Source organism: Paenibacillus sp. BJ-4, assembly GCF_020404765.1.
Classification (GTDB): Bacteria; Bacillota; Bacilli; order Paenibacillales; family Paenibacillaceae; genus Paenibacillus.
The window spans coordinates 283,479-309,856 of sequence record NZ_JAIVEM010000027.1; the positions used below are offsets into that span (position 1 = coordinate 283,479).

Consider the following 26,378-nt stretch of genomic DNA (forward strand, 5'->3'; position numbering starts at 1 on the left):
ATGGTACATAACCCGCTTAAAAAGGTTAATAACTACCTTATACGACATACGCTATACGATTTCAAATTTTATTGCTCGTAAAAAAGGAGGCTATTCCATGCTACTGGAAGCGATATACCATCACCCGAAGCGCAATTGGGCTTTTGGCTATGATCATGAAACGATATTTTTGCGGCTTCGCACCAAGAAAAATGACCTGACCACCGTTCACGCTCTAACTGTAGATAAGTACGACTGGGAACGTACCCGGCAGCTTGTTCCGATGTCCAAATTTGCCACCGACGGCAGGTTTGATTACTACGAATGCACTGTAAAGCCTACCCACCGCCGGCTGAAATATGGATTCTTACTGGAAGATGGAGAGGAACGCCTGTGGATGAATGAGGACGACTTTACTACCGAGGAACCTCAAAATGCAGATAACCTGTTCCAATACCCGTTTTTGAATCCGATTGATATTCTGAAGCCTCCTGCATGGGTGAAGGATGCCGTGTTTTATCAGATCTTTCCGGAACGCTTTGCGAACGGTGACCCCTCCATTAGCCCGAAAGGTGCAGAAGCATGGGGCGGCACACCGCGAAGAGACAATTTTTTTGGTGGCGATCTTCAGGGCATTCTGGATCATCTGGATCACTTAAGCAAGCTGGGAATTAGCGCCCTGTATATGACTCCTGTCTTCAAGGCAACAACGAATCATAAATACGATACCGAGGATTATATGGAGGTAGACCCGCATTTCGGGGACAAGAAGATATTGAAAAAATTGGTAAATTCCTGCCACGACCGGGGAATTCGGGTACTGCTTGATGCGGTATTCAACCATTCGGGGCGTACCTTTAGGCCATTCGTTGACGTGCTGGAAAAGGGCGAAGCCTCGCCTTACAGAGACTGGTTCCATATACATAGCTTCCCGCTGGAAGTAGTCGATGGCACACCGACCTACGATACATTCGGGCTGGAGCCGATGATGCCCAAGCTGAACACGGAGCATCCTGAGGTGAAAAAGTATCTGCTGGGCGTGGCCAAACATTGGATCGAGGAGATCGGCATCGACGGCTGGCGGCTGGATGTGGCTGACGAAGTGGATCATGCCTTCTGGCGAGAATTTCGTACGACGGTCAAGCAGGCCAATCCGGATGCGTACATTTTGGGCGAAATGTGGAATGAATCGTCTGAATGGCTTCAGGGTGACCAGTTCGACGCGACGATGAATTATCCGTTCACCTATGCGGTGAATGATTTTTTCGTCAAAAAAGTGACCGATGCCCAAAGCTTCGCCTTTGCCATCGGACAGCAGCTGGCCCGCTATCCGCAGCAGGCATCCGAGGTGGCCTTCAACCTGCTGGATAGCCACGACACGCCACGCCTGCTGACGCTGTGCGGAGGTGACAAGCGGCTGATGCGGCTAGCCGCTATGTTCCAGTTCACGTATATGGGCGCGCCCTGCATTTATTACGGTGATGAGATCGGCCTGGATGGAGATGCCGATCCCGGCTGCCGCAAGTGCATGGAGTGGGACACCGACAAGCAGGATCATGAGCTATTCGATTTTTATCGCGAGTTGATTGCTCTTCGCAAGGCGCATCCGGCCCTCCGCGATAAGGGTAGCCTTACTTTTCTGGAGGCACAGCCAGAAAGCTCGTCCCTCGCCTACGAACGCCGGAGCGAGGAAGAAGTGCTGCTTGTGCTACTCAATCGTTCCGATGAGGATCACGTTTTTGAACTGGACATTCCCGAGCAGGAATGGCAGTTAGCCTTTGGCGAAAGCCAGTGGTCCACAGGAGCAGAAGGCTTGCATGCCAAGCTTCCCCCCTACGGCTACGCCGTGCTGAAGACAACACCTGTCCGGTCAGTGAAGCTCGCGAAATAAAAGGATAACAAAGCCAAAAGAAAGGCATAATGCCTATGTAGGTTCATGGTGAGGTATCACACAAACACCGACAAATATAAGTTAAACCACCGGGAAACAGGTTAGAAAACCTGTCTATCCCGGTGGTCTTTTTGCGTCGACGATGAGGCTTTTACATAAGAAAGATTACTTGTTTTTAATATCTGTTCTGACTACCCCAACATCCGAAGCATTGATAGAAATCGGGTTGCCGCCTTGTCCTGTCTGAGCTGAAGAAGATTGTCTAACGTCCACCGAAATTCTTTTATTTTTAAAACCGCTTCGTCTCGTTCTTCCCAATCCAATGACCTCCTTCAGTAAACGTAAATTTATATATGAATATGCTAGGGTAGGAGAACTTGCATCAGCAAATAGCAGATTATAGAGAAAAGAGGCTGATTCAAATTTAGTTAAATAGATACGTTAGTTCGTCCAATCTAGGATACTCTCAACTTCATATGCTAAACAATCAAGAGAAAAGGAGGGGACAATATATGAAAACAAAATGTTCATCACTGAAAAAGAAAGCAGCCATAGCTAAGGGCAGAAAAGTCATCCTTGGCCCAACAAGAGCCCGTGCAACCCAAAACCTTGGCAATGGATTTTTACGTAGTGTATTTAGTCCGTTTACCGTGGGTCCCAATAGCTTTCTCACTATTACTTTTAATGCTGGATCTGGGAGGGTTGTCATCAATGCAGGTTGGACCATTAGCGGTTTTGCTTCGGCATGGCCTACCGACAGCTTCCCGGCTACGGATACTCAATGGATATTGATTATCGAAAATCCAACGAATGTTACCAGAACGGTCACTCCGTACCTGATTACCAAAACACGGTAATTCTCACAAAAAAATGAGTGTTTCCATCCATGCAAAAAAACCGCTTCTAGGAGACCCCTTTGAAGCGGCTTTTTCTGCTCTACCTGAGCTAGTACAGTAGTCTACGCAGGTAGCGTTTGTGTTTTCAACTGTATATATAGCTGGTGCGTCACCTGTTGAGGCTCAACGCCCAGCTCATCTTCCAGTAAACTGGCGAACGCCTTCATAATGCTTCTGGGCAGCTTTTCCCTTTTCGGATACGCCCATGGGTAATCGTGCTCCTTCGTCCCATTTATTGGTATATATCCTGTTTTATCAAAGTCTTTTGTCGTGTTTAGTTCTATCGATTATGCAACCAAGGAAATATGCTAAGAGGATTATACGAAGGCTCACTGAACCAATTCTGAACAATTAGACCTATACGCAATGAAATTTGCCAAGTTAAACGTTGTCATCCGCGACAAAAAACCCGCCAATATTGGCGGGCACAGTACTAAAATTCATATAAGCTGAGCTTGAAGCTTCGTGCGAATATATTATTCGTTTGCTTAGTAACCATCATAAATCTGTGCTGTGCTGGTCTATCAGTTATTTTATATCAGCCTCTGCGTGCTTTACGGGACAATAGATCACCCAAAGACTGAACGCCTTGTACAAATAAGACCAGAACGACGACGGTAATCAGCATAACTAACGTATCAAACCGCTGGTAGCCGTAAGAGATGGCCAGATCACCAATCCCGCCGCCGCCGACGGCACCAGCCATAGCAGTGGCCCCAATTAAGCCAATGGTGGCTGTCGTTAACGATAAAATCAGAGAACTGAACGCTTCTGGAAGCAAAAAGTAACGAATGACCTGAAAAGGGGTCGCACCCATTGCATCTGCCGCCTCCAATATTCCCGGATTAACCTCCAGCAGCGAATTTTCGACCAGCCTGCCTATATATGGCGAAATATATACAATCAGGGGGACAATCGCCGCACTGGTTCCAATGGATGTATTCACAATCAGCCGGGTTAGTGGAATGATCGCTACCAGCAAAATAATAAAGGGCAAAGAACGAACAATGTTTATGATTGGATTCAAAATACCGTAAAGCCATTTGTTCTCTAAAATGCCGCCCGGACGGGTAACAACCAGCAAAATACCAATAGGTATACCGATTAACGCACCAATGAATAATGATATGCTGACCATGAGTAAGGATTCATACAATGCTTCCCACAGTTGATCCCAGGTTATCGTGGTTCCTGTAATCATCATAGGACCTTCACCTCCTCCTGAATATTGACCCCTTTGCTCTTGATAAAATCAACAGCCTGCTCGACGGCATGCTGTTCACCGCGTAGTTGGATCGTCATATAGCCAATCGTCGTTTCTTGTATTTCCGTCATGTTGGCAAATAAAATATTCACATGAACATCATGCAGCCGAATCAATCCATGAACCACTGGTTCAGAGGCTGCCTGGCCGATAAATTCCAGCTTGTAAATCCGCTGTGAGGCTTGCTGTTCGAATGTTTGCAGCACACTGTCCGGTACCGTATCATGAATCACTGTGCGTACAAAGCTTTGCGTCGTCGGATGCTGCGGCTGCCCGAATACCTCCAACACATTGCCCTGCTCGATGATTTCACCTTTTTCCATTACGGCTACCTTGTTGCAAATCCGCTGAATCACCGACATCTCATGCGTGATGATCAGAATGGTGATCTTGTATTCCTTGTTGATTTTGCGAAGCAAATCAAGTATAGACTGCGTGGTCTGCGGATCAAGTGCCGAAGTCGCCTCATCACAGAGCAAAATGGACGGGTTGCTCGCCAGCGCCCGCGCAATCCCGACACGCTGCTTTTGACCGCCGGACAGCTCACTTGGATAGCTGTTAGCCTTGTCGGACAAGCCCGTAAACTCCAGCAGTTCCTTTACCCGCTGCTCAATCTCCTGTTTGTTGCGCTTGAGCAGCACCAGTGGAATTGCAATATTGTCGAACACCGTTTTCGATTCCAGCAAATTAAAATGCTGAAAAATCATTCCGATCTTCTTCCTTACCTTTCGAAGCCCTGCGGTCGAAAAGGTATTTAACTGCTCTCCCTCGACAAGAACCTCTCCGCTGGTCACCTTCTCCAGACGATTGACTAATCGGATCAATGTACTTTTACCTGCACCGCTGAATCCAATAAAACCAAAGATATCCCCTTTATCTACTTTGATATTTATATTTTTTAACGCATCTATGCTTAACCCTTTTCTTACATAGGTTTTGGATACATTTTTTAATTCAATCATTACTCTAGCTCCTTCCGTTCCTTCAAAGTATGTAAGATATCACTGAGCTGTTTGCATCCGTTTGTTGTTAGTTCGTTTGTTGTTAGTTCACTAAATCCGAGTATTCTAGTAAGTTTTATAAAGTATACTACTTCGATTTAATATTCATGTCAATATGTGTTTTTTGGTTAAAAGCGGTTCTCGTCCTCAGTTGAGGGCATTTTATGCATAAATAGTCATGGCATTGCAGACTCTATGGAATATGCCGAAGCATACACACCTTGCCTACACGAGACGGAAGAGAGGAAGTTAAATGAAACGAATATTTGCCTTGTGGCTATGCGTTACGGTTATAGGGATGTTAGCAGTTACGGGTGAATCCGCACAAGCTGCTCAGACTGTTGATGGACAGCCTTATCATTTTGGATTCAAAAAAAGTAAGGGGGGCGAGCTGCCTTCTATCGCACAAGAGGGCTTTATGCACCTGATTGAAAGACAGGGTGGTATCTTTTTGGGGGATACTACTAAAAAAGAATTATTTCTCACGTTCGATAATGGCTATGAGAATGGATATACGCCCAAAGTGCTGGATGTATTAAAGGCCAAAAAGGTTCCGGCCGCCTTCTTTGTAACCGGGCATTTTGTAAAGGATCAACCAGCCTTGATGCGCCGCATGGCAAGCGAGGGCCATATTATTGGCAACCATTCATGGAGTCATCCAGATATGAGTACCATTTCTTCGACAGAGATCCGGTCCGAGCTGGATCGCGTACGAAATGCATCGGCAGAGCTAACCGGACAAAAGGAAATGAAATACGTTCGGCCCCCTCGCGGTATTTTTAACGAAAAAGCATTGGCCTCGTGTCGAGAAGCCGGATATACGAGCGTGTTTTGGTCTGTGGCTTACAAGGACTGGGACACGAATATTCAGAAAGGAGCAGACTATGCCTATCAGCAGGTCATACGTCAACTCCACCCCGGTGCGGTCATTCTGCTCCATTCTGTATCCAAGGACAATGCCGAGGCGCTTGGCTCAATTATCGACGAAGCACGCAAACAAGGATATGAGTTCAAAAGCCTCGACGACCTTAAGGTTAAGCATTACCACTAAAGCTACAACTGAATTTGACGAATCGCTCAATGTTATCAGCCCGATCCACACCTGCTTACAGCAGCCAGGGTGAATCGGGCTTTTTTATTGCAAGGTTAGCTTATACACCCTTGCTTCATAAGGACGCAGCCTCAAATCATGTAGGTTCTCCCCTTGTGCCGGATCGTAGTTAGACAGCAGCAGTTCCGCTTTGGCAGTAGCGTAGCCATCTTCCTCAGGCCAGTGAAAAACCGGATCACGGTCAAAGAAATTCAGAATGACTAGCAGATGCTCCTGTCCCAGCATGCGGGTGAATACATACAGTTCTGTATCAAGTGGTAACAGCAGCTTATATTCGCCATAAACAATGACCTCATGCTGTTTGCGCAGAGCAATCAGCTTACGGTAATAGTGAAAAATCGAATCCGGGTTCCTTCTTTCCGCCTCCGCGTTGATGTGCGTATAGTTATCGTTGATTTTCATCCATGGCTCTCCGTCGGTAAATCCAGCTGCATGCCCATCATTCCATTGCATAGGCGTACGCGCATTATCCCGACTTTTTCTCCAAATTGCAGCCATAATCTCTTCCTCTGGTTCGCCTATCTTTCGTTGCTGCTCATAATAATTTAGCGTTTCCACATCCCGGTAATCATCAATCAACGGGTATGCGATATTGGTCATGCCAATTTCCTCACCCTGATAAATATAAGGCGTACCTTCGAGCATATGTATGAAGGTTGCCAGCATTTTGGCTGACTCCACACGGTACTGCCCATCATTTCCGAAGCGAGATAGAGCACGCGGCTGATCATGATTGTTCAAATAATTGGCGTTCCATCCTTCCAGGTGAAGCACAGTCTGCCAACGACTCATAATTTTTTTCAGCTCTACCAGGGTCCACGGCTTAAACTTCCATTTTTCGGTCCCTTGTCCTTGGGCATCGACAAACATATGCTCAAACTGGAAAACCATATTCAGCTCATGCCGCTGGTCACCCACATAATCAAGCGCCTGCTCGGGACCCAGACCGGAGGTTTCACCGACGGTCATTAAGGGATAACGCATCAGCACTTTTTCATTTAGCATGCGCAAAAGGTCATGTACCTGCTCCAGATTGGAAAAGAGCTGATAGGCCCGCACCAATGTCTTTTTATTGGGATTATCAGCATCAGGGAGTCCTTCGGCTTTGACAATATGGGCAATGGCGTCAAAACGGAAGCCATCGATTCCCTTTTTTAGCCACCATTCCACCATACGATAGAGTTCGCCTATCATCTCTTCATTTTCCCAATTCAAATCCGGCTGGTGCTCGGAATACAGATGCATGTAATATTCGTCTGTAAGCTTGTCATATTTCCACACAGAACCCGAAAAATACGATTCCCAGTTGTTCGGATATCCTCCATTTTTGCCTGCTCGCCATATGTAGTAATCCCGCTTCGGATTATCCTTGGATGAGCGTGATTCCGTAAACCACGGATGCTCATCTGATGTATGATTTAATACCAGATCCATCATGATTTTTATGCCCCGTTCATGCGCCTTGTGCAAGAGTTCATCAAAGTCATCCATCGTTCCGTACTCATCCATAATGGCATAATAATCACTAATATCATATCCGTTATCATGATTGGGCGACTTGTACACTGGGCAAATCCAGATCACATCAATGCCCAGCTCACACAGATAATCCAGTCTGGACAGAATACCTCGCAAATCCCCTTTTCCGTCTCCATCAGAATCCTGAAAGCTGATAGGATAGATCTGATACACCACTGCTTCCTTCCACCATATCTTTTTAAGCATGCTTCCCTCCTGTAGCTTCTCTGTACATCCAATAGCTTATGCTGTTAACATACACGCAATACCAGCTGGCGAATCGTTATTTAGAGGAATAAGACAGCTTCAGGTTGTACAAGTTGACTCGGCTTTACCTATATATATGAACCACCCATATATATAAAAAAGAAGCGGTGCCATTCTTAAATCAAAGGAGGAATTCATGTGAATCATCGATCCAAGGAGCCCAAAGATCTGATTGTAGAGTCCGTTGTAATCCCGCCAAACATCCATGTAGATGTGGAGTCAGCCACCGAAGGGGGAACCCGCCGCCTGATGCTTAGCGATAACCCGGAGACGCTTACCGACGTGACTGTACCTACCGAGCAAGCCACTCTGTGGCATGATGTGGTTCGTACCACAACCCGAACGGTCAAGCACCGTATTTTCGGCTGGCATTACAACAAAATCGGAGGCCCCGTTAAGCTAGGCATTACGGTAGAGAACAAAAATAATGCTGTGGCTGGAAGTACGTCATATGGAACGCGCTCTTGCGATTGCGCCTGAGGATGGCAACTGGATTATAGATGTCGGGCAATCCATTGCCAAAAGTTGTTTGGCGGGTACGATGAAACGTCTAAAGCCTGTTGACCGCCATAAATTCGGCAGAGGCACCGCCCTGCTGGAGGAATTCGAGCTACCCGAAGGATCGCTGGCCGGATTCACCTATGACTTCACGGTGGAATTTGGCGAAGGCCACGGTACACTGGACTACGTCATTCGCACCGTGGTCAGCAAGGACACGCAGGTCGACCTGCGTCAGATTCATGCGGATGCGCTCCCACCCGTACCTCCACCGCAGGCGCATCCACGGGGGGTGTGGTCCTTTTCCGAAACGAATGCGCGGATGCCGGCGTACGTGATAGGGCAAAGCGCCAATTATCGGGCGTGTGCAACCAAAAAACTGAACGGCGAGACTCCTGCCGATCTGCTTTTTACCGGGGCACGCAGCGAGTTGGGCCCTGCGCTGGATAACCGCGGACAATTCGGCACCATATACAACGCGACCATCCCCATCGTTAATGACAGTGATGAGGTACGCACCGTGCGGATTTATGCGAATCCGCGTGGGGGAGCATTTGCCGGGTCTGTACGGATAGACAATCGTGTATATGGTATCCCTCTGCTGCGAGATAATACCAAAGTATGCCGATTGGTTGATATCAGCGTTCCCCCCGGCAGGTCCAGCTATGCTGTCAGCTTCATGGTCGCAGGCAGTGCAACTACGCCGCTAGGTCTGTACGTTATCACGCTATAGCTATACTCACGATGACTGGATGAGCGAACGTGGTGCCATAAATAGTCACAGGATATAGTCTTTTCTATAATAAATGGATCTATCCCAGAAGCCAGTTTTAAACTTTATTGGACAGTGCACGCTTCGTCATTAGCGTAAAAAAAGCGCGAGTTCTAGGGTTATTTCCCCCTATAACTCGTGCTTTTTGGATCATGCTCGCCCATTTGAGCAGGTTATGGATAGTTGTTCTTTAGTTGCCCAAACATACTTAATACCGCTCTATTTGAACCGCTGGACCTGCCTCGAAGGCATAATGGTCAACTCCGGAATGTTGACATGCTCCGGCTGCTCCAGTGCATACAGGGCAGCTTCAGCAACATCATCGGGATGCAGCGGCAAAACGCTCGAAGCAAACGCCCGAATCTCCTGCTCGGGATATCCGGCCACCTGCGAAAATTCCGTCGCCACCGCCCCGGGGTGAATCGCAGTTACACGAATTCCTTGCGTACTGGTCTCCAAACGCAATGCGGAAGCTATGGCGCTAACGCCGTACTTGGTAGCGCTGTATAGTCCTCCTCCGGCAACCACTTCCTTCGCTGCAATAGAGGAAACAATGACAACATCCCCCTTGGCCTGTTCCTTCATTGGCTGAAGTCCGTACTTCAATGTCAGGACAAGACCGTGCACATTCGTCTTGTAAAGCTCCTCCCATCTTTCCAGATCCACTTCTGCCAGTGGGCTTCGATACCCGAAGCCGGCATTGGCAACGATAATGTCAAGCCGCCCCCAGCGTTCAAGAATGGCGTGGACCGCCTGCTGTACGTCTTCAGCTTTTTGGATATCGGCAGGGATTGCCATGACCTCGTACAATTCCTCTTGGTGCAAGTCGCGAACCAATTCGTCCAATCGCTCCTGACGGCGTGCCAATACAGCTACATACGCGCCTCGCTTTGCCAGTTTTTTTGCAATCGATGCCCCAATGCCGCTGCTTGCGCCTGTTACCAAAGCTACCTTACCGGCTAAGCTTTCCTTCCCTTTCCAGGATAATTTCAACTCATCCAATATCATGTTAAACCCTCCCAAGCTTATTTGGTTAAACGCACGCGATGAACACCCTGGCTGCCTCCAGGAGCTGTGCCTATATATAAATATCCGTCATGGTTTACAGCCGTAGTTACCCCATAAACCGAGCCTTCAGGATCATGCCAGCTTCCGATGAGTTTACCCTGCGGATTAAGCTCCACAGCAAGCCCATGCTTCACAGGTGCGCTTGCACCGCTGAGCAGCGATTGAGGCAATTTGGCCATCATTCCAGCCAGCCACGGGCTTTTATGCATCTGGTCTACAAAGGGAATACGTGTCGTGAAGAGACCGACCCAGAAGTGGCCTTGATCATCACGCGTAATGTTATCCGGAAAACCGGCGAGATTATCCGCAAAAATATCCGAAGTCCCCTTCTTTGGCCCTTTGAGCCAGTATCTGGTCAATTGGTAGTGATACGACTCTGCCACAAGCACAAAATCTTCGTCCGCAGACAAGGCAACCCCGTTCGCAAAATAAAGGCCTTCCAACAGAACTGTCGTCTGCTTGGTCGCCGGATCATATTTCAGCAAACGTCCATGTGGCTTGTTCTCGGCGATTTCTTTGAAGACTACACTGCCATAATTGGAGGTGTCAGAAAAATAAATAGTTCCATCTTTTGCAATATCCAGCTCATTGGCCAAATAGATCGGTGTGCCGTCGACTTGATCGGCCAACACCGTCACGTTTCCAGAAGGATCTACCGATAGCAACCCCTTCTTAACATCCGTAACGATCAGATTTCCACTTGCGTCAAACATAAGTCCATTGGGCGTTCCTTTGGTATCTGCATATAGCTGGGCCTTTTGCGGTTTGCCCTTTGTATCAATGGCAGCCTTATAAATTTTCCCGTCGGAGTCTCCCGTATATAAATTTCCTTTTTTGTCAAAGGTGATAAATTCCGGAAACTTAGGGGCATCTGTAACAAGCTCTGCGGAGCTGAGTTTATTGTTTTGTTGCCATGGACCCGCTTGTTCAAAAGAGGGGGCCGTAGGTGCAAGCCATTTTGCAGGCTGGACAGGGGAAGGGATGAGCATAAAAATAGCCACTCCCAGAAGGATTACCGCCAGCAGCGATAATCCGGTTCTGCGTACCCATTTACGCGGTTTCTTATTCTTTCTTCCTTGAGAATCTTTGGACAAATCAGGTTTACTGGGCATGAGTGCCTCCTATGTGATGTGAATAATACTTATATTTGAACGACGATTTTACCGAAATACTGTTTTCCTTCAGCCAAAAGTGCGAAGGCTTCGCCGATTCGGCTGAGCGGGAATACCCGGTCGATGACAGGATGTAAACGATGGCGGGAAATGGCGCGATTCATGTTTTCGAAATGTTCCCGGTTACCGACTTGGCTGCCGCGAATCGTCGCAGCCTTCTGCAAAATGCTGGTGACATCGAACTCAGGAATGGTCAAGCCCGATAAGAATCCGACCATGCTCACAGTCCCTCCGGTACGAAGTGCATTGATGGATTGTGCCATTGTTGCCGCTCCCCCCACATCCAGGACATGTTCGACTCCGCCGCCTGTCAGCTCCAGAGCCACTTTACCCCACTCGGGAACTTCCGAATAGTTGATTGTCTGCCATGCGCCGAGAGCTTTTGCCCGTTCCAGCTTGTCATTGCTGCTCGATGTAATAATTACCCGTGCTCCCGCCATCAGAGAGAATTGAAGCCCAAAGATGGAAACACCGCCTGTTCCTTGCAAGAGCACCGTATCCCCCGCTCGCAGCCCGCCGGATTCCATCAGCATGCTCCATGCGGTTAATGCCGCAATCGGCAAGGTGGAAGCCTCCTCCCAAGAAAGGTGATCCGGAATGGCGACGACCCCTTCTTCATGCAGAACGATATATTCAGCCGCCACTCCACTGAGCGGGCCTCCCAGACTGTCCTTTAATACCTCCGCTCTGGTGCTCCCGCCAATGAATTTCTGTTGGAAATTTCCCGCTACCCTTTGTCCAACCTGAAATTTTGTCACCCCTTCGCCCACAGCCACAATTTCACCCGCTCCATCGGATAACGGAATGAAGGGAAATTGAATGCCGGTCGGCACTGCTCCATTAAGTATTACCAAATCTCGATAATTAAGAGACGCTGCCCTTATGCGGATTAGAACTTCCAGCCGTCCCGGCACCGGTATGTCGAGTTCCGTCAAGGTTAATTCTTCAAAGCCAAAACCGTTTTTCAGTTGCACTGCTTTCATTTTGGTTGTCCTCCCTGCGATGTTAAATTTTTTACCCATTGTAGATACAGTGTATTATACAGGAAACAATGTTTCTTGTATAATACACTGTATCTATTTATCTTCAAAACGTCAATCTTTACTTGAAAAATAAAACGTGTCGTAAAACTGCCTCCGTTTTTTTACCGTTCCTTACCAAGTAAAAATTAGAGGCAGGGTCGCTTTCGCTTGCCCATAACTTGCTCAGGTGGGAAAAGATGAACCAAAAAACGCGAGTTGCAGGGGTGGAATAACCTCTGCACTCGCGTTTTTACATTAATGGTGATATAAGCACTTCCAATACAGTTAAAATTTTGCTTATGAGACAGACCCATTTAAGCTCCACATTTTATAGACTACGTAGATTTAAACGTGCTTCTGACTACACTACTCTACTAAGTACAAAATTGGAGGGCGGGCAGGGTTCCGGCTTGCCAAACAAATAACCCTGAGCCAGAGACACACCTGCTTCACGACAAAACTCAAAATCCTCCATCTGCTCAACGCCTTCAGCCAGCACCAAGCCACCAAAGCGAGAAGCCGATTCCACGATCCCTGTAATCTGTCGCTTCTGGTCACTGCTACGATGACAGCCATTAATTAAACTTCGGTCAATTTTGACATAATCCGGCTGGAGACAATTCATAAGTTCTGTCGTGGAATAACCTGCCCCTACATCGTCAAGTGCCACTGAAACTCCCCGTGTGCGATATTTTTCAAATATTTGATGCAAAATACTCAGGTCGTCAATTTCTTCCGTCTCTACGACCTCAAACACAAAATCCTCCGTATTCATGGACAACCGGTCAATCGTCTCAAAGGTATGATTCAAGCAGTAGACAGGATTATAAATGGTTGAAGGAAGAAAGTTAATAAACCGTTTAATCCCCGCAGGAAGACATGCTGCACTCTTTTCAATAGCGGAAATACGGGCCGAACGATCCAAATGAGCATGCAGGCCAGCTTCACGGGCAATTTCAAACAGTCGAAAAGGCTGAAAGGGCCGCTCCGAATGTGACGGACGCAGCAAAAACTCAAACCCGATAATGTTCAATTTGTGGTCAACAATAGGCTGCAGGTGGCTGGAAAAACTTTTGTCACAAATAATATTCACAATTTCCGGATGTTGGAGTCTGACTTGCAATTGGCTAAATAGAAGCCAGTCCTCATATCCTTCCACATGATACATCCCGGTCACCAAAGCCTCCATATGTAGCAGCCATTCATGGGGAAGACGAGCCAGTCCGTTAACCAGCTGCTCCAGCTCTGAACGACTGTTATACCGAAACACTCTGCCATTCTCACAGCATTGCTGCGATAGCATACCCAAGCCATCTAATGCTGGACTAAGCGACACCCTGGGATGCCTGATCTTCAGCAATCCTTGATCCTTAATAGGTAAGATGATGCTGCAACTGCTGCAAGTCATAATGGTCCTCCTCGGAACAATTTTCCGGTTTTTTCACCATTATATCACAAATAACTAGAGCAAAAGCACTATAAATCAAGAAAAACAAGCTTGTTTCCAGTCTAAACTTAGGACTTAAGTGTAGGTTCGACAAGAAACACAGACTTTTGTATCATTTTTCAATTTCAATATTATTTTTCATAAAAATCAAAAAAAGCAGCAAGTCTCTCGGATAGAGACTTGCTGCTTAGCTCTGTTAAACTTTGGAGCCGTAAAGCAAACTTACTTGGAAGTCTTTGGCTTGGTTGTTTTAGCTGGTTTAGCAGCTGCAGGCTTCGTTGTTTTAACCGCTGGCTTTGCTGTTGCTTTCGCAGGGACTACAGCTTCCTTTACAGGAGTCTTTGCTGCCTCAGGCTTTGCACCAGCTTTTAAGCTGTATTTGGCAAAGCCGTCTGCCGTGCTGCTCAAGTATGAAATTTGTTGATTTCCAGCCAGCACATCCTTGGCATCAGGAGAGGACTCGAAGGTAACCTTAGCCTGACCGAAAGGAGCAATCGACCAATTGCCATCCGCTGACGGATTAATGGTTCCGTTCGTACGGATATAGTCAATAACGACTTGACGGTTTTCATCCGGCGCTGCCATCACAATCCGTTTGCCATCCGGATTGGCCAGTTTGGATGAGGAAGCACGGTAGTTATTGGTCGCTACGATAAATTTCTGTGCAGGATCAATTGCCTTCCCGTTATATTGCAAGTCCTTGATACGATGAGCCGAAGAATCAATAATGGTTCCCTTGGCATCATAGCGTGCAGGCTGAGTTACATCGATTTGGTAAGTTACACCGTCAATGACATCAAAATTGTAGGTTGGAAAATCTTTGTTGATCAGTGCTTGTTCCTCTGTTTTGTTTGGATCGATGCGGTTAAACTGACCCGCAGACCACTCCAGCCATTCCTGAATTTCAGCACCAGTTACTTCTACGGCATGAACCGTGTTCGGGTACACATACAGATCGGACACGTTTTTAATTGCTATTGTACCTTCAGGAATGTTGGTGTAATACGAAGCACCGTTGCGACCACCGGCCTTGAATGGGGCGCCAGCCGACAATACGGGAAGATTTTCATATTCGGTCCCTTTAAGATGGCTTTGAACATACCATTTTTGTGCATTCGTCACAATCTGAATGGATGGGTCATCCTGCACCAATGCAAAATAACTGGAAATCGGTGCGGTGGTAGTTCCGACCGGCTGACGAACATAATCCAGCGTTCCTTTATGCTCATCCTTGATTGCGTCTACCAGCCTAAAATCTGGATTCGTCTGTACAGCTTGATTTTTGGCATTCACAACCGGACGTGCTTCAGACTGGGAATCCGTAACGGTCCACTCATTTTTTTCCTTTTCCAGACTCAGGTCGATAATGCCCAGCTCCTTGCCCCACGAGGAGGCTTCAACAGCCGGTACACCATTAATGGTTCCTTTATCCAGGTCTACCCCGCTCATCCCTTTAAAATCAGGGCCTGGGAAAGATTTATGTGCATGTCCAAACAGAATCGCGTTAATTCCATCCACCTGGCTCAAATATTTAACGGCATTCTCCATCATTGGTGTTTGCGGCACATCCTCATAACCTGTGTGTGCAAGCACGACAATAATATCGGCACCCTCCAATTTCATTTGAGGAATGAATTTTTTTGCCGTTTCCACAATATCCTTCGTAACAACCTTGCCTTGCAAATTAGCTTCATCCCACTGCATGATTTGAGGAGTTACCAGGCCGATTACACCCACTCGGAGCGTTTGCTGTTCACCCTTCTCATCCGTTACCGTTTTATCGAGAATCTTATAAGGAGTAAAATAATTTTTAGTATCTTGGCCCCCGTTGTCATAGTACACGTTCGCATTGACGTAAGGGAAATCGGCACCCTTGAGTGATTTCTCCAAAAAGTCGAGACCGTAGTTAAATTCGTGGTTCCCCACTGTAGCCCCATCGTAGCCCATCAAGTTCATCATCTTGTAGACAGGATGGACACCGCCTTTTTTCTCGAAGGTTTTGTTTCTAGCCATATAATCGCCCAATGGGCCGCCTTGCAGTAAATCGCCGTTATCGAACAACAGGCTGTTTCTGGTTTCACTACGCGCTTGCTGAATCAGTCCGGCTGTGTTAATCAATCCATATTCGTTGGTTTCCTTGTCTGCATAATAATCGTAGTTCATCAACATTGTGTGAATATCCGTCGTTTCCATAATTCGCAAGTTCACTGTAGCTCTGTCCCGAGAATCATCGGCAGCCCAGGACGGAGCAGCTGTAAATACCAGCATACTGCAAGCTACAACCGCTGCAGTAAACCCTTTAGACCAATTTTTACGAAATAACAAAATATACCCCTCCTCATTAAGGTGTATGGCTCATATACATACTTTTGCACATATATGTAAGCTTTGAACCCACCATTCCTATTTTAATCCAACGCCAGACAAAAGAGTAGTCATTTACTTAAATTATTTATGAAAAAATAATTATTTTTTCTCGCAAATAAAAAACCAGCAAACCTCCTCCATAACTCGAAAGATTTGCTGGTTTTTTCAATTGAATATCTGTCGCTATTTCTCCCACACCTGCCGCTCGGTTTGCTGACCTACATACTCAATACGAGTCGGATTCACGTCTAAAATGACATAGTTCGGGTCATCCGGGCCGGAAAACCATTCCTTCAGGGAGTCATTCCACACTTGTTTGCGCAGTCCCTCATCTGCTGTGACCTGAACGGTAGCCTCCACTTCTACGACTTCCTTCGTGCCGCCCACCTCATAACCCAGCAGCAGGTAAGCATTCGGATTGTCTTTTAGCTCATCCACCTTATGTGTCTTACGATTCGTTGCCAGATGGATATTCATTCCATCGTTAAAAAGGGCCATATAACGTACCTTCGGCTTACCGCCCTCCACCGTGCCCAACGAGCAAAACTTGTTGTTATCCAAAGCCTTCACAATGGCTTGTTCCAGTTGGCTGCGATCCAATGTTTCCGTTTTACCCACAGTACAACAACTCCTTTTCGCGAATTACAATCTATACTCTATGTCATCCGGCACCAGCTTATCTGATCCAATCTGCGCAGCTGACCTGAAAATAACATGACCCGATCGTCTCTGAATGATTCATGTTCATTTTCAGAGCGAAGCTCACAATAAAAGTGTACCCTGTCGTTCGGCAAATGAACCGTCATCTCTCCCTCAATGCTGGACAGTCCAGCCTTCAAGGCATATAATCGTCGTAGTAGACCCGAATAAATAAACCCATTAAACCATACAATGCCAGGGGTGCTGGAATCGGCCGGCTGAGAGTGTGTCCCAAGACACTGACCCTTACAACCTGATCTGGGTAATGCCAGCGTAGGAATGCTTAAGCTAAGATGTGCTTTTTTACATAGGCCATCCCTTACTTTGGTATATACAAGCGCAAGCGTTCCGGAACCTCGGGGCGCTTTTTTTGTTGAAGATTAAGTTGTGGAAAGATAGCGTCCGGCAGATGTTATTTTTATGAAATGGGGAACATAAGCTGTCTGATTCGACGGATGACGGGTAATTAAAAGGAGAGAACACAACGATGAAGCGCATGAAAATGATAAGCCTGGGTCTGATTAGTTTGTGGCTCATGGCTCTGACACTGACCGCCTGCGGCGGAGGCTCCCCCTCTGCATCTCAAGAGACGGCTCCTGCCACCAACGCTCCAACGTCCACCCCCGCAAAGGGGCTTAAGGATGTTAAAGTCGTACTCGACTGGACACCAAATACGAATCATACGGGACTCTATGTCGCCAAGGATAAAGGATTTTACGAAAAAGCGGGCTTGAATGTCCAGATTGTTCAGCCTGGTTCAGGCGGAGCCGATCAAATGGTTGCTTCGAATGCCGCACCTTTTGGTATCAGCTATCAAGAGGGTGTCACCCAGGCTCGCACGCAAGGCGTCCCGCTTGTGTCCATCGCTGCAGTGATTCAGCATAATACCTCAGGCTTCGCAGCCCCGGTAGATCGTGGAATTAAAAGCCCAAAGGATTTTGAAGGAAAAACATACGGCGGCTGGGGTTCACCCGTAGAAGAAGCGGTTATGAAATCCATCATGGATTCAGACAAGGCCGATGTGAGCAAAGTGAAGATCATAAATATGGGCAATGCCGACTATTTTACAGCCGTGAAGCGGGATATTGATTTTGCCTGGATTTTCTACGCATGGACCGGCATAGAAGCAAAGCTACGGGGTGAACCACTGGATATGCTGTATGTAAAGGATTATTCCAAAAGCCTCGATTACTATACGCCTGTGATTGTCAGCAATGAACAGACCATTAAAAATGATCCAGAGCTGGTCAAAGCGTTCATGGACGCTACCGCCCAAGGCTATGAATACACCATTGCTCACCCGGAGGAAGCCGCGGATATCTTAAGCAAAGCCGTGCCGGAGCTGGACAAAAAGCTGGTACTTGCGAGCCAAAAGTGGCTAAGTCCACATTATCAGGACGATGCCGCGCAATGGGGTGTGCAAAAAGCAGAAGTATGGAAAAACTACTCAGACTGGGTGTACGAACGCAAGCTGCTCAGTAAGCCTTTGGAAGTCGATAAAGCCTTCACAAACGACTTCTTGCCCAAGCGTTAAGTATTTTGTTAAAACGGCTAAAATGACTAAATAAAGTAGAACCGGAGACGAAACGAAGCGCCACTGCGCGGTCGGATGAAGCTTCCCATCGCTGTTGTACCCACATTTCTTTTATGAATATTTAGAGGTTAAAATCTGGGTACAAAGGCGAACGCTAACGCTTGTACAGCACCATTCCGCCCACTTCGTTCTCGTTCCACTTGGTTTATTTCTTTAGTTTCATCTTATCTAAGCGCTAAGTAAGAGCGCTTGTGTGTTAAAAATGCCATACAACCCAGCTTTAAAAATAAGGTGCTTTTAAGGCGGGCAGCAGCGTAGCGGTTCATTTGAATCTGGAGAAGCGAAGCGCTCGCCTTTGCCGTGGGATTCTTACCTTTTGAAATTTATTCAAAGAATCCCATGGCAACAGCGATCGTAAGATCAAATGAAACGCGGAGCGTCTGAACCGCCTTAAACCACCATATTTTCTCTAAAACACTCCAAATGAGGGACAGGTGAATTTCGCATGGCTAACACTTTGCTCAGTATTCAAGTGATTCCTAAAACTCCTAACAACGAGGACTCTTATCCTTATGTAGATAAAGCGATTGAGGTCATTCAACGTTCCGGTGTCAAGCATCAGGTTAACCCACTGGAGACGACGATGGAGGGCGAGTTGGACGAGCTGCTGCAAGTCGTTAAAGAAATGCACGTTGCATTGACAGAGGCCGGCAGCCCCAGCATCATTTCACAGATCAAAATCGTACATAACCCACAGGGCATCAGCATGAATAAGCTGACCGAAAAATATCGCCCATGAACCCAAAAGGCAAGAATGCATCCTGGTGGAAAAGCGTATGGCCGCCCCTTGTGGCGGTCCTCTTCTTTTTAGCGGCCTGGCAGGGGGCGGTTTCCTATTTGCATGTTGAATCCTGGCTTCTGCCAGCTCCGTCTCTGATCGTACAGGAGGGCATGGCCCAGTCGGCGCTGCTTGGCGCCCATACGTGGGCTACGATTCGCCTGACGCTTGGGGGATTTGCTATAGGGACAGCAACGGGACTGTTGATTGCCATCATTCTTCATACGATTCCCTTTCTCAAATCTGCCCTATACCCTTTGCTCATCCTTAGCCAAAACATTCCGATCATTGCGCTCGGGCCATTGCTGATGGTGTGGTTTGGTTTTGGCGTGCTGCCGAAGCTGATGGTCATTACATTAGTGTGCTTCTTTCCCGTGGCTGTAGCGGCCATGGACGGACTGACACGGACGGACCGTATGATGATGAATTATATGCGCATGTCGGGCGCGAGTCGTAAGGCTATTTTTATCAAGCTGGAGCTGCCGCACTCCTTGCCACAGGTATTTTCCGGCATCAAAATTGCTGCCACCTACAGCGTGATGGGCGCAATTATTGCCGAATGGATCGGTGCCAGCGAAGGAATAGGATATTATATGATGCTGCAAAAATCGGCCTATCGCACGGATTTGATTTTTGCCGCCATTGTCATCATTGTTGCACTCAGTTTACTGATGTTTGTCATTATTGTACTGCTGGAAAAATGGCTGGTCCGCTGGAAACCGGATCAGGAATAGCTTCCAAAAGGGATCAAATAAACTCGAAGAAAGGGCGTGGCACGTATGAGCCTGCATCCGCCTGATTTATCATCACAAAACATGGCTGATGAACAACGGGGCGGGGAACAGCAGAAGCTTTCATCTGCTCCTCCGGCATTAGAAGTGGATGGCATCAGCCTCGCCTTCCGTGAAAAACGAAGCTCACTGCCCGTATTGCAGGATGTATCCCTAACCGTTAAACCGGGAGAATTCGTCTCCCTCATCGGCCCGTCCGGCAGTGGCAAAAGCACGCTGTTTCACATCATCGGCGGGCTGCTCAAGCCGCAGCAGGGACGCATTCGTATGCACGGACAGGAAGTGACGGGTGAACGCGGGCATATTAGCTATATGCCGCAGCAGCCCGCCCTTTTCCCGTGGCGTACCACGCTGGATAACGTACTGCTCGGGCAAGAAAACGCGCCGCGCAAAGATACGGTAGCGCGCTCACGGTATGCCAGCGAACGCGAACGCCGCAAAGAAGCCCTGCAATGGCTGGAGCAGGTCGGACTGGGCACCTTCGCCAAAGCGTATCCGCATACACTCTCAGGCGGTATGCAGCAGCGCGCTGCCTTCCTGCGCGCGTTGCTCAGCCCACAAGAGCTGATGCTGCTGGATGAGCCGTTCAGCGCTCTGGATGCGTTGACACGTGCGGACATGCAGCAATGGTTATTGCGGATGTGGGAGAAGAACCGCCGCTCCGTGCTGTTCATCACCCACAGTATTGAGGAAGCATTGCTGCTCTCTGACCGTATCTACGTGCTGTCGGCACGACCTGCTACGGTGATGCATATCGTCGATGTTCCCTTCCCACGCCCTCGCCGGGAAGAAATCACCCTTGATCCGCGTTTTAGCGAATGGAAGCGGGCCATGACTAGCTGGATGCGCGAGGAAAAACATAAACTGGACGATGGCATGGACAACGCTGAGAGTGTCCACAACAATACCCCGAATGATGGAGTGAAGCGGTATGAGTAACGTGAAAGTGCCGTTTGCATTGAAATGGAATAACACAACAAAATCAAGCCTGGAATTGGACGCGACAGCACTCGCGCCGTTGATCGACGCGCACATTCATGTTGACAGCTACCCGCCTGAGCAGCAGGAGCTATTGCTCGCTTCTCTTGCCAATAGCAGCGTCGAAGCCATCATAGCCGTGTCCATGCATCTCGCCTCCAGCCAAGCCAACCTACGGTTAGCTGAACGTTGGCCCGGGCTGGTACACCCAGCCTTCGGCTTTCATCCCGAACAGCCTCTTCCATCACAAACCGAACTTGATCTGTTGTTTGACTGGATGGACAAGCATATAGAGCAGATGGTCGCCGTTGGCGAAGTCGGCTTGCCCTACTACAATCGGCTGGAGGCCGAACGGAGCGGAGCTCTCCTTGACCTCGCTCCCTACATAGCTCTGCTGGAGCGTTTTATCCGGTTTGCACGCAAGCATAACAAGCCAATTGTGCTGCACACCGTTTATGAAGACGCCGATATCGCTTGCGATCTTTTGGAACGTCACGGCGTCACACAGGCGCATTTTCACTGGTTCAAGGGCTCTGCCACCACAACCAAACGTATGGCCCGCAACGGCTATTACGTCTCCTTCACTCCCGATCTTCTATACGAGGAAGACATTCGCGACTTGGCGAGACAGTATCCGTCCGATCAGATCATGGCAGAGACAGATGGTCCCTGGCCGTTCGAGGGACCTTTTACCGGACAACAGACACATCCACGGATGACTGCCGACGTCATCCGCGCATATAGCGAGCTGACCAATCAAGACGAGGCTGCCGTCCGCCTATTATTTTATGAAAATACGAGACGCTTCTACTCCCTGTCTAATTTATAAGGGCATTTACAGCATAAGCAAAGAACCTTCGAGTACGCATTCTATGGCCAGCGTAACCGGAGGTCCTTTGTATTTTTTAACCTATGCTCTACTTTTATTGCTTCAAAAATCCCTTTTGCTCCAAAAATGGCTTCAACTGCAAACGGGCAGGCTCGGTCAGTCTCGCCGCCATTTGCTCAGACCAAGGAGTAGAGCGTTGACCGCCCGTACGTTCCTTCAAATATTCAGCCGATGTGTGATCATATAGCTCCACAGCCTTCATCGTCTGATCTTTGTCGTAGCCGTTCATGTGCAAAACACCGGACAGCGGAAGACGTGGACGTAAGCCTGTGTCCTGATCCGGTACGCCAATACACATACCAAACACCGGATATACCAGTTCAGGCAACCCTAACAGCTCGGATACCTCAGCTATTTTCGTACGGATACCCCCGATGTAAACGATGCCCAAGCCAAGTGATTCAGCGGCTACTGCTGCATTCTGTGCAGCTAACGCGGCATCAATGGTCGCAACCGTATAATTTTCGACGGAACCTTCATAGGAAGGCTGACCTGGCTGATGGTGAACTGTGACCTGCTTCAAGCGATACAAATCTGCACACCATACCAGAAACACCGGGCATTGCTCAACGTAAGCCTGACCGCCCGCCAGCTCAGCCAGCTTGGTTTGCAAAGCAGGCTCTGTAACGGCAATAACAGTGTAAGCCTGCACATTACTGGACGAGGAAGCCATTTGGCCAGCCGCCACAATAGCTGCGAGCTGCTCGTCGGTAACGGCGTCTGACTTGAACTTACGTACAGACCGGTGATTCATCAACAAGGAAATCGTATCATTCATGACTGCTTCACTCCTAATCCATAATATAAGCTTTTTATCTGTGTCAAGCTGTGCGTACACGAAGAAGTTCTTGCAGGTTTGCATGGCACTCCTACAAATATTATGAAACTTTCGCGGTTGATAAGCAACCTAACGCGATAGAGGGCATCAGTAAGGAATTAAGAGAACCGGGCATAACAAAAAGCAAGCACGCTGAAAATCAAATCAGACGTACTTGCTCCAACACCAGTTTTGTCATGCTCCAGACGATTCAGGGAATCACCCTGCTAATCCAACATTGCGATTACAGCTTTACCCGTTGAAGGCGCAGCGCATTCAACACAACCGAAACAGAGCTGAATGCCATAGCTGCTCCCGCCAGCCACGGAGCGAGGAAGCCCAAGGCAGCAATCGGAATGCCGATTACGTTGTAACCGAGCGCCCAAAACAGATTCTGCCGTATGTTAGTCATGGTCCGGCGGCTCATTTCGATTGCGTCGGGAATGCTGTTCAGGTTGCCACGCATGAGCGTGATGTCGGCGGCCTCCATCGCCACATCCGTACCTGTGCCCATCGCCATCCCAATATTGGCAGTAGCCAGCGCAGGCGCATCGTTAATACCATCCCCCACCATCGCTACGATCAAACCTTGTTCCTGAAGTCGTTTCACTTCTTCTGCCTTGCCTTCAGGCAGCACTTCCGCCAGTACCCGCTCAATTCCGGCTTCGGCGGCAACCGCCCGCGCGGTTCGTTCATTGTCACCCGTAATCATGATGACTTCAATGTTCATCGCCCGCAGACGGGCAACGGCCTCACGTGACGTTTCTTTGATCGTATCCGCCACGGCGACCAATCCCGCATAGGAACCTTCCACAGCGACAAGCATTGCTGTTTTCCCTACGTTCTCCAGTTCATTCATATGCTGCTCGGCGGAGTCAGCTATCACAATGCCTTCCCTGCTCATCAATCGGCGTGTACCTGCAAGTACCTGCTTGCCTTCCACATGAGCCTTTACACCATAACCCGGAATATTTTCAAAATCTGTCGACTCTACCAGCTCAATGCCGCGATCCGCAATCCCCTTTACAATGGCTTCCGCCAGTGGATGCTCCGAGCTTTTTTCCGCCGCACCCAGCCATCGCAGCAGATCCGTTTCAGCCAAGCTGTCCTCTTCGACAATCACATCCGTCAGCACCGGCTTGCCATTCGTAACTGTACCTGTCTTATCCAATACCACCGCGTTGATCGAGCGGGTCATTTCCAGATGCTCACCGCCCTTGAACAGAATGCCATATTCTGCGGCACGCCCTGATCCTGCCATAATGGACGTTGGCGTAGCCAATCCAAGCGCACAAGGACAAGCAATGACGAGAACTGCAATCATCTTCTCCAGTGAACCTGCAAAATCAGACGGTGTCACAAAGAAAAACCAGACGAGGAACGTCATCACGGCAACAGCCACTACAATGGGTACAAAAATACCCGAGATTTGATCCGCGATCCGTTGAATAGGAGCCTTGGAGTTTTGCGCATCCTCCACGACCTTAATAATACGGGCCAAAGCTGTATCACCACCCACACGCTCGGCCTGGATACGAAGTACTCCGTTTTTATTGAGCGTGGCTCCTGTGACTGGGGAACCCGCCTCTTTTTCAACCGGAAGGCTCTCACCGCTTAGCATGGATTCATCCACTGCCGAGCGTCCATCCACGACCACACCATCGACGGGAATCTTCTCACCGGGCCGTACAATAAAGATATCCTTCACACGCACCTGTTCAATCGGTACATTAAGCTCTTCTCCGTCACGCACCACACGTGCCGTCGTCGCCTGGAGACTCATCAGACTCTTGATCGCCTCGGACGAGCGCCCTTTGGCTACTGCCTCAAACCATTTACCGACCAAAATAAGCGTAATCAGCACTGCACTAGTCTCGTAGTACAGCTCGGGCATAGTCATAATCGGTGTCCCTGTCATCCCTCCCATATCCTCCATGACAGCAGAGGGACGCAGGGTGAGGTACAAGCTGTAAAAATAAGCCGCAGACGTACCCAGTGCAACCAACACATCCATATTTGAGCTTCCATTGCGAAGCGCTTTATATGCGCCCACATAGAACTGCCATCCAATAATGAACTGGATTGGCGTTGTCAGCACAAGCTGGAACCATGGGTTTAAAAATAGTTCCGGTACATAAATCCATGATGTAAAGGAAAAATGAGCCACCATCGCCCATAATAAAGGAAGCGACAGTACCGCAGACACAATCCACTTCCATTTTTTACGCTGGATATCCTTGCTGCGCACATCCGCAATATGATCATCGGCGCCCTGCGGGATCGCTCCGTAGCCCAGCTGCTCAATCTTGCTTACCAGATCTCCGACTGTAATACTCCCTGCTGCGTATTCGACATGAGCCGTTTCCATTGCCAAATTTACCGTAGCACCTGTCACACCCGGCATTCTATTCAGACCCTTCTCAATCCGGGTTGCGCAAGCCGCGCATGTCATGCCTGTCACATTCAGATTGGCTTCTTCGCTTACAGTTCCAAAACCCAGAGAAGCAATTTTATCGCGAAAATCAGGGATATCCACCTGCTTCGGATCATATGATATCGACGCCTGCTCTAGAGCCAAATTAACGTTGGCCTGGGCCACACCGTCTATTCGATTCAAACCTTTTTCAATACGGCTAGCGCAGGCGGCACAGGACATTCCTGTAATATGAAGCGTTGTCTGCTTGTCACCGTCGGTCACACGATTTTCCATGGTAGCTCTCCTCCTACATACCCCACAGGGGTATATTATATTCAAAAAGAAAAAGCTCCTGCTACGGAAGCTTCTTCTTTAAAACAAATCTCTTCACACATGAATCAGCTTAAATTTAAACAACATCATAGCCCTGATCTTCAATGGCGTTTTTCAGAGCTTCCACGTTCAGCTTGGACTCATCGTACTCCACAGCCACTTGCTTCGCTTCAAGATTGACTTTACCGGAAGCGCCAACTTTCTCCAAAGCTCCTTCTACTGCTTTCACGCAATGATTACAGCTCATGCCTTCTACGTTCAATGTAACTTGTGCCATTATCTTTTCCTCCTCCGGGGTACTTCATGTACCCGATTATGTGTATAGGTATTGCTTTTAACGGATTAGCTTCTTGACCGTAACTAGCAGCTCGTCGATCACTTCCGGCTCTCCTGCCTGCATGCGCTCAATGACACAGCTTTTCATATGCCCTTCCAGCAGCAGCTTGCCGACACCATTCAGAGCGGACTGAACAGCCGCAATCTGGTTCAGCACATCATCACAGTAGGTATCCTTCTCGATCAAGCCCTTAATTCCGCGCACCTGACCTTCAATACGGTTCAACCGGGATGTAAGACTGTTCTTGAACTCTGCCGAATGATGACTTTTTCTAACTGTCTTTTCCCCGTCTGTTCCGCAATGATTCTCGTGAACTTCATGGTGGGAAACAGGTTGCTCCTCAGCCATACATCAGCCTCCTGTGTTGTGTATATGCCTGTGTAGTGCATATCAATATTGCATTTGTTAATATGTCCCTATCATAATATACCCCCATGGGGTATGTCAAGCTTCCAGAAAAATGTCACCCGTTT

22 protein-coding genes, 1 pseudogene and 1 riboswitch are annotated in these 26,378 nt (G+C 48.2%); of the genes and pseudogenes, 9 read left to right on the forward strand and 14 right to left on the reverse strand.

Translation table 11 applies throughout. The features are described from left to right. Positions 1 to 97 precede the first annotated feature (97 nt). A complete protein-coding gene (locus LCF57_RS06350) occupies positions 98 to 1,870 on the forward strand; it encodes an alpha-glycosidase (protein ID WP_225999943.1) in 1,773 nt (590 codons plus the stop codon). A 165-nt stretch (positions 1,871 to 2,035) separates the two neighbouring features. On the opposite strand, the gene LCF57_RS06355 is transcribed toward LCF57_RS06350, so the two are convergent. After that, positions 2,036 to 2,188, reverse strand: coding sequence for a hypothetical protein (locus tag LCF57_RS06355; RefSeq protein ID WP_225999944.1), 153 nt, complete (start codon positions 2,186 to 2,188; stop codon positions 2,036 to 2,038). A 194-nt stretch (positions 2,189 to 2,382) separates the two neighbouring features. Here LCF57_RS06355 and LCF57_RS06360 point away from each other — a divergent pair, with 194 nt between their 5' ends. Further along, entirely contained in the window at positions 2,383 to 2,727 is a 345-nt protein-coding gene (locus LCF57_RS06360) for a hypothetical protein (RefSeq protein WP_225999945.1), read from the forward strand. Positions 2,728 to 3,304: 577 nt separating this feature from the next. On the opposite strand, the gene LCF57_RS06365 is transcribed toward LCF57_RS06360, so the two are convergent. Then, positions 3,305 to 3,970 (reverse strand): methionine ABC transporter permease, encoded by a 666-nt coding sequence (locus tag LCF57_RS06365; RefSeq protein WP_225999946.1) that lies wholly within the window; start codon positions 3,968 to 3,970, stop codon positions 3,305 to 3,307. Further along, positions 3,967 to 4,992: a methionine ABC transporter ATP-binding protein gene (locus tag LCF57_RS06370; protein WP_225999947.1), complete on the reverse strand. Its 1,026-nt coding sequence runs from the start codon at positions 4,990 to 4,992 to the stop codon at positions 3,967 to 3,969. The genes LCF57_RS06365 and LCF57_RS06370 overlap by 4 nt, the downstream gene beginning before the upstream one ends. 292 nt (positions 4,993 to 5,284) lie before the next feature. Between LCF57_RS06370 and pdaA the strand changes: the two genes are divergently transcribed. Continuing rightward, positions 5,285 to 6,082 (forward strand): delta-lactam-biosynthetic de-N-acetylase, encoded by a 798-nt coding sequence (gene pdaA, locus LCF57_RS06375; RefSeq protein WP_225999948.1) that lies wholly within the window; start codon positions 5,285 to 5,287, stop codon positions 6,080 to 6,082. Positions 6,083 to 6,166: 84 nt separating this feature from the next. Here the strand turns inward: pdaA and LCF57_RS06380 are convergent, their stop codons facing one another. Further along, positions 6,167 to 7,867, reverse strand: coding sequence for a glycoside hydrolase family 13 protein (locus LCF57_RS06380; protein WP_225999949.1), 1,701 nt, complete (start codon positions 7,865 to 7,867; stop codon positions 6,167 to 6,169). A gap of 198 nt (positions 7,868 to 8,065) precedes the next feature. Between LCF57_RS06380 and LCF57_RS06390 the strand changes: the two are divergent. Then, positions 8,066 to 9,158: pseudogene (locus LCF57_RS06390) on the forward strand (hypothetical protein). Between the two features lie 258 nt (positions 9,159 to 9,416). On the opposite strand, the gene LCF57_RS06395 reads toward LCF57_RS06390, so the two are convergent. The 6 genes from LCF57_RS06395 to LCF57_RS06420 all read right to left on the reverse strand — a co-directional run bounded on the left by LCF57_RS06395 (position 9,417) and on the right by LCF57_RS06420 (position 16,891). Next, entirely contained in the window at positions 9,417 to 10,205 is a 789-nt protein-coding gene (locus LCF57_RS06395; protein WP_225999952.1) for an SDR family oxidoreductase, read from the reverse strand. A gap of 17 nt (positions 10,206 to 10,222) precedes the next feature. Beyond that, entirely contained in the window at positions 10,223 to 11,377 is a 1,155-nt protein-coding gene (locus LCF57_RS06400; protein ID WP_225999953.1) for an SMP-30/gluconolactonase/LRE family protein, read from the reverse strand. A gap of 29 nt (positions 11,378 to 11,406) precedes the next feature. Beyond that, entirely contained in the window at positions 11,407 to 12,420 is a 1,014-nt protein-coding gene (locus tag LCF57_RS06405) for a zinc-dependent alcohol dehydrogenase family protein (protein WP_225999954.1), read from the reverse strand. Positions 12,421 to 12,820: 400 nt separating this feature from the next. Beyond that, on the reverse strand, positions 12,821 to 13,867 hold the full coding sequence (locus LCF57_RS06410; RefSeq protein WP_225999955.1) for an EAL domain-containing protein: 1,047 nt from the start codon (positions 13,865 to 13,867) through the stop codon (positions 12,821 to 12,823). 261 nt (positions 13,868 to 14,128) lie between these two features. Beyond that, complete coding sequence (locus LCF57_RS06415; protein WP_225999956.1) at positions 14,129 to 16,231, reverse strand: bifunctional 2',3'-cyclic-nucleotide 2'-phosphodiesterase/3'-nucleotidase; 2,103 nt, start codon at positions 16,229 to 16,231, stop codon at positions 14,129 to 14,131. A 225-nt stretch (positions 16,232 to 16,456) separates the two neighbouring features. Further along, positions 16,457 to 16,891, reverse strand: a complete 435-nt coding sequence (locus LCF57_RS06420; RefSeq protein ID WP_152380271.1) for a pyridoxamine 5'-phosphate oxidase family protein — start codon at positions 16,889 to 16,891, stop codon at positions 16,457 to 16,459. Between the two features lie 268 nt (positions 16,892 to 17,159). Further along, positions 17,160 to 17,269: riboswitch (TPP riboswitch) on the forward strand. Positions 17,270 to 17,459: 190 nt separating this feature from the next. Between LCF57_RS06420 and LCF57_RS06425 the strand changes: the two genes are divergently transcribed. From LCF57_RS06425 to LCF57_RS06445, 5 genes are all read left to right on the forward strand, one after another. Next, positions 17,460 to 18,506: an ABC transporter substrate-binding protein gene (locus tag LCF57_RS06425; RefSeq protein WP_225999957.1), complete on the forward strand. Its 1,047-nt coding sequence runs from the start codon at positions 17,460 to 17,462 to the stop codon at positions 18,504 to 18,506. 505 nt (positions 18,507 to 19,011) lie between these two features. After that, positions 19,012 to 19,305: an MTH1187 family thiamine-binding protein gene (locus LCF57_RS06430; protein WP_225999958.1), complete on the forward strand. Its 294-nt coding sequence runs from the start codon at positions 19,012 to 19,014 to the stop codon at positions 19,303 to 19,305. Further along, positions 19,302 to 20,078: an ABC transporter permease gene (locus LCF57_RS06435; RefSeq protein ID WP_225999959.1), complete on the forward strand. Its 777-nt coding sequence runs from the start codon at positions 19,302 to 19,304 to the stop codon at positions 20,076 to 20,078. Before LCF57_RS06430 ends, LCF57_RS06435 begins: the two co-directional genes overlap by 4 nt. A gap of 45 nt (positions 20,079 to 20,123) precedes the next feature. Next, complete coding sequence (locus LCF57_RS06440; RefSeq protein WP_225999960.1) at positions 20,124 to 21,074, forward strand: ABC transporter ATP-binding protein; 951 nt, start codon at positions 20,124 to 20,126, stop codon at positions 21,072 to 21,074. Beyond that, on the forward strand, positions 21,067 to 21,942 hold the full coding sequence (locus tag LCF57_RS06445) for a TatD family hydrolase (protein WP_225999961.1): 876 nt from the start codon (positions 21,067 to 21,069) through the stop codon (positions 21,940 to 21,942). The genes LCF57_RS06440 and LCF57_RS06445 overlap by 8 nt, the downstream gene beginning before the upstream one ends. A gap of 94 nt (positions 21,943 to 22,036) precedes the next feature. Here the strand turns inward: LCF57_RS06445 and nfsA are convergent, their stop codons facing one another. The 4 genes from nfsA to LCF57_RS06465 all read right to left on the reverse strand — a co-directional run bounded on the left by nfsA (position 22,037) and on the right by LCF57_RS06465 (position 26,253). Beyond that, positions 22,037 to 22,780, reverse strand: coding sequence for an oxygen-insensitive NADPH nitroreductase (gene nfsA, locus LCF57_RS06450; protein WP_225999962.1), 744 nt, complete (start codon positions 22,778 to 22,780; stop codon positions 22,037 to 22,039). A gap of 283 nt (positions 22,781 to 23,063) precedes the next feature. Then, the gene (locus LCF57_RS06455; protein WP_225999963.1) at positions 23,064 to 25,529 is read right to left on the reverse strand and encodes a heavy metal translocating P-type ATPase; all 2,466 of its coding nucleotides are present in this window, start codon (positions 25,527 to 25,529) and stop codon (positions 23,064 to 23,066) included. A 115-nt stretch (positions 25,530 to 25,644) separates the two neighbouring features. After that, positions 25,645 to 25,845: a copper ion binding protein gene (locus tag LCF57_RS06460; RefSeq protein WP_010347800.1), complete on the reverse strand. Its 201-nt coding sequence runs from the start codon at positions 25,843 to 25,845 to the stop codon at positions 25,645 to 25,647. Between the two features lie 57 nt (positions 25,846 to 25,902). After that, a complete protein-coding gene (locus tag LCF57_RS06465) occupies positions 25,903 to 26,253 on the reverse strand; it encodes a metal-sensitive transcriptional regulator (protein WP_010347801.1) in 351 nt (116 codons plus the stop codon). Positions 26,254 to 26,378 lie beyond the last annotated feature (125 nt).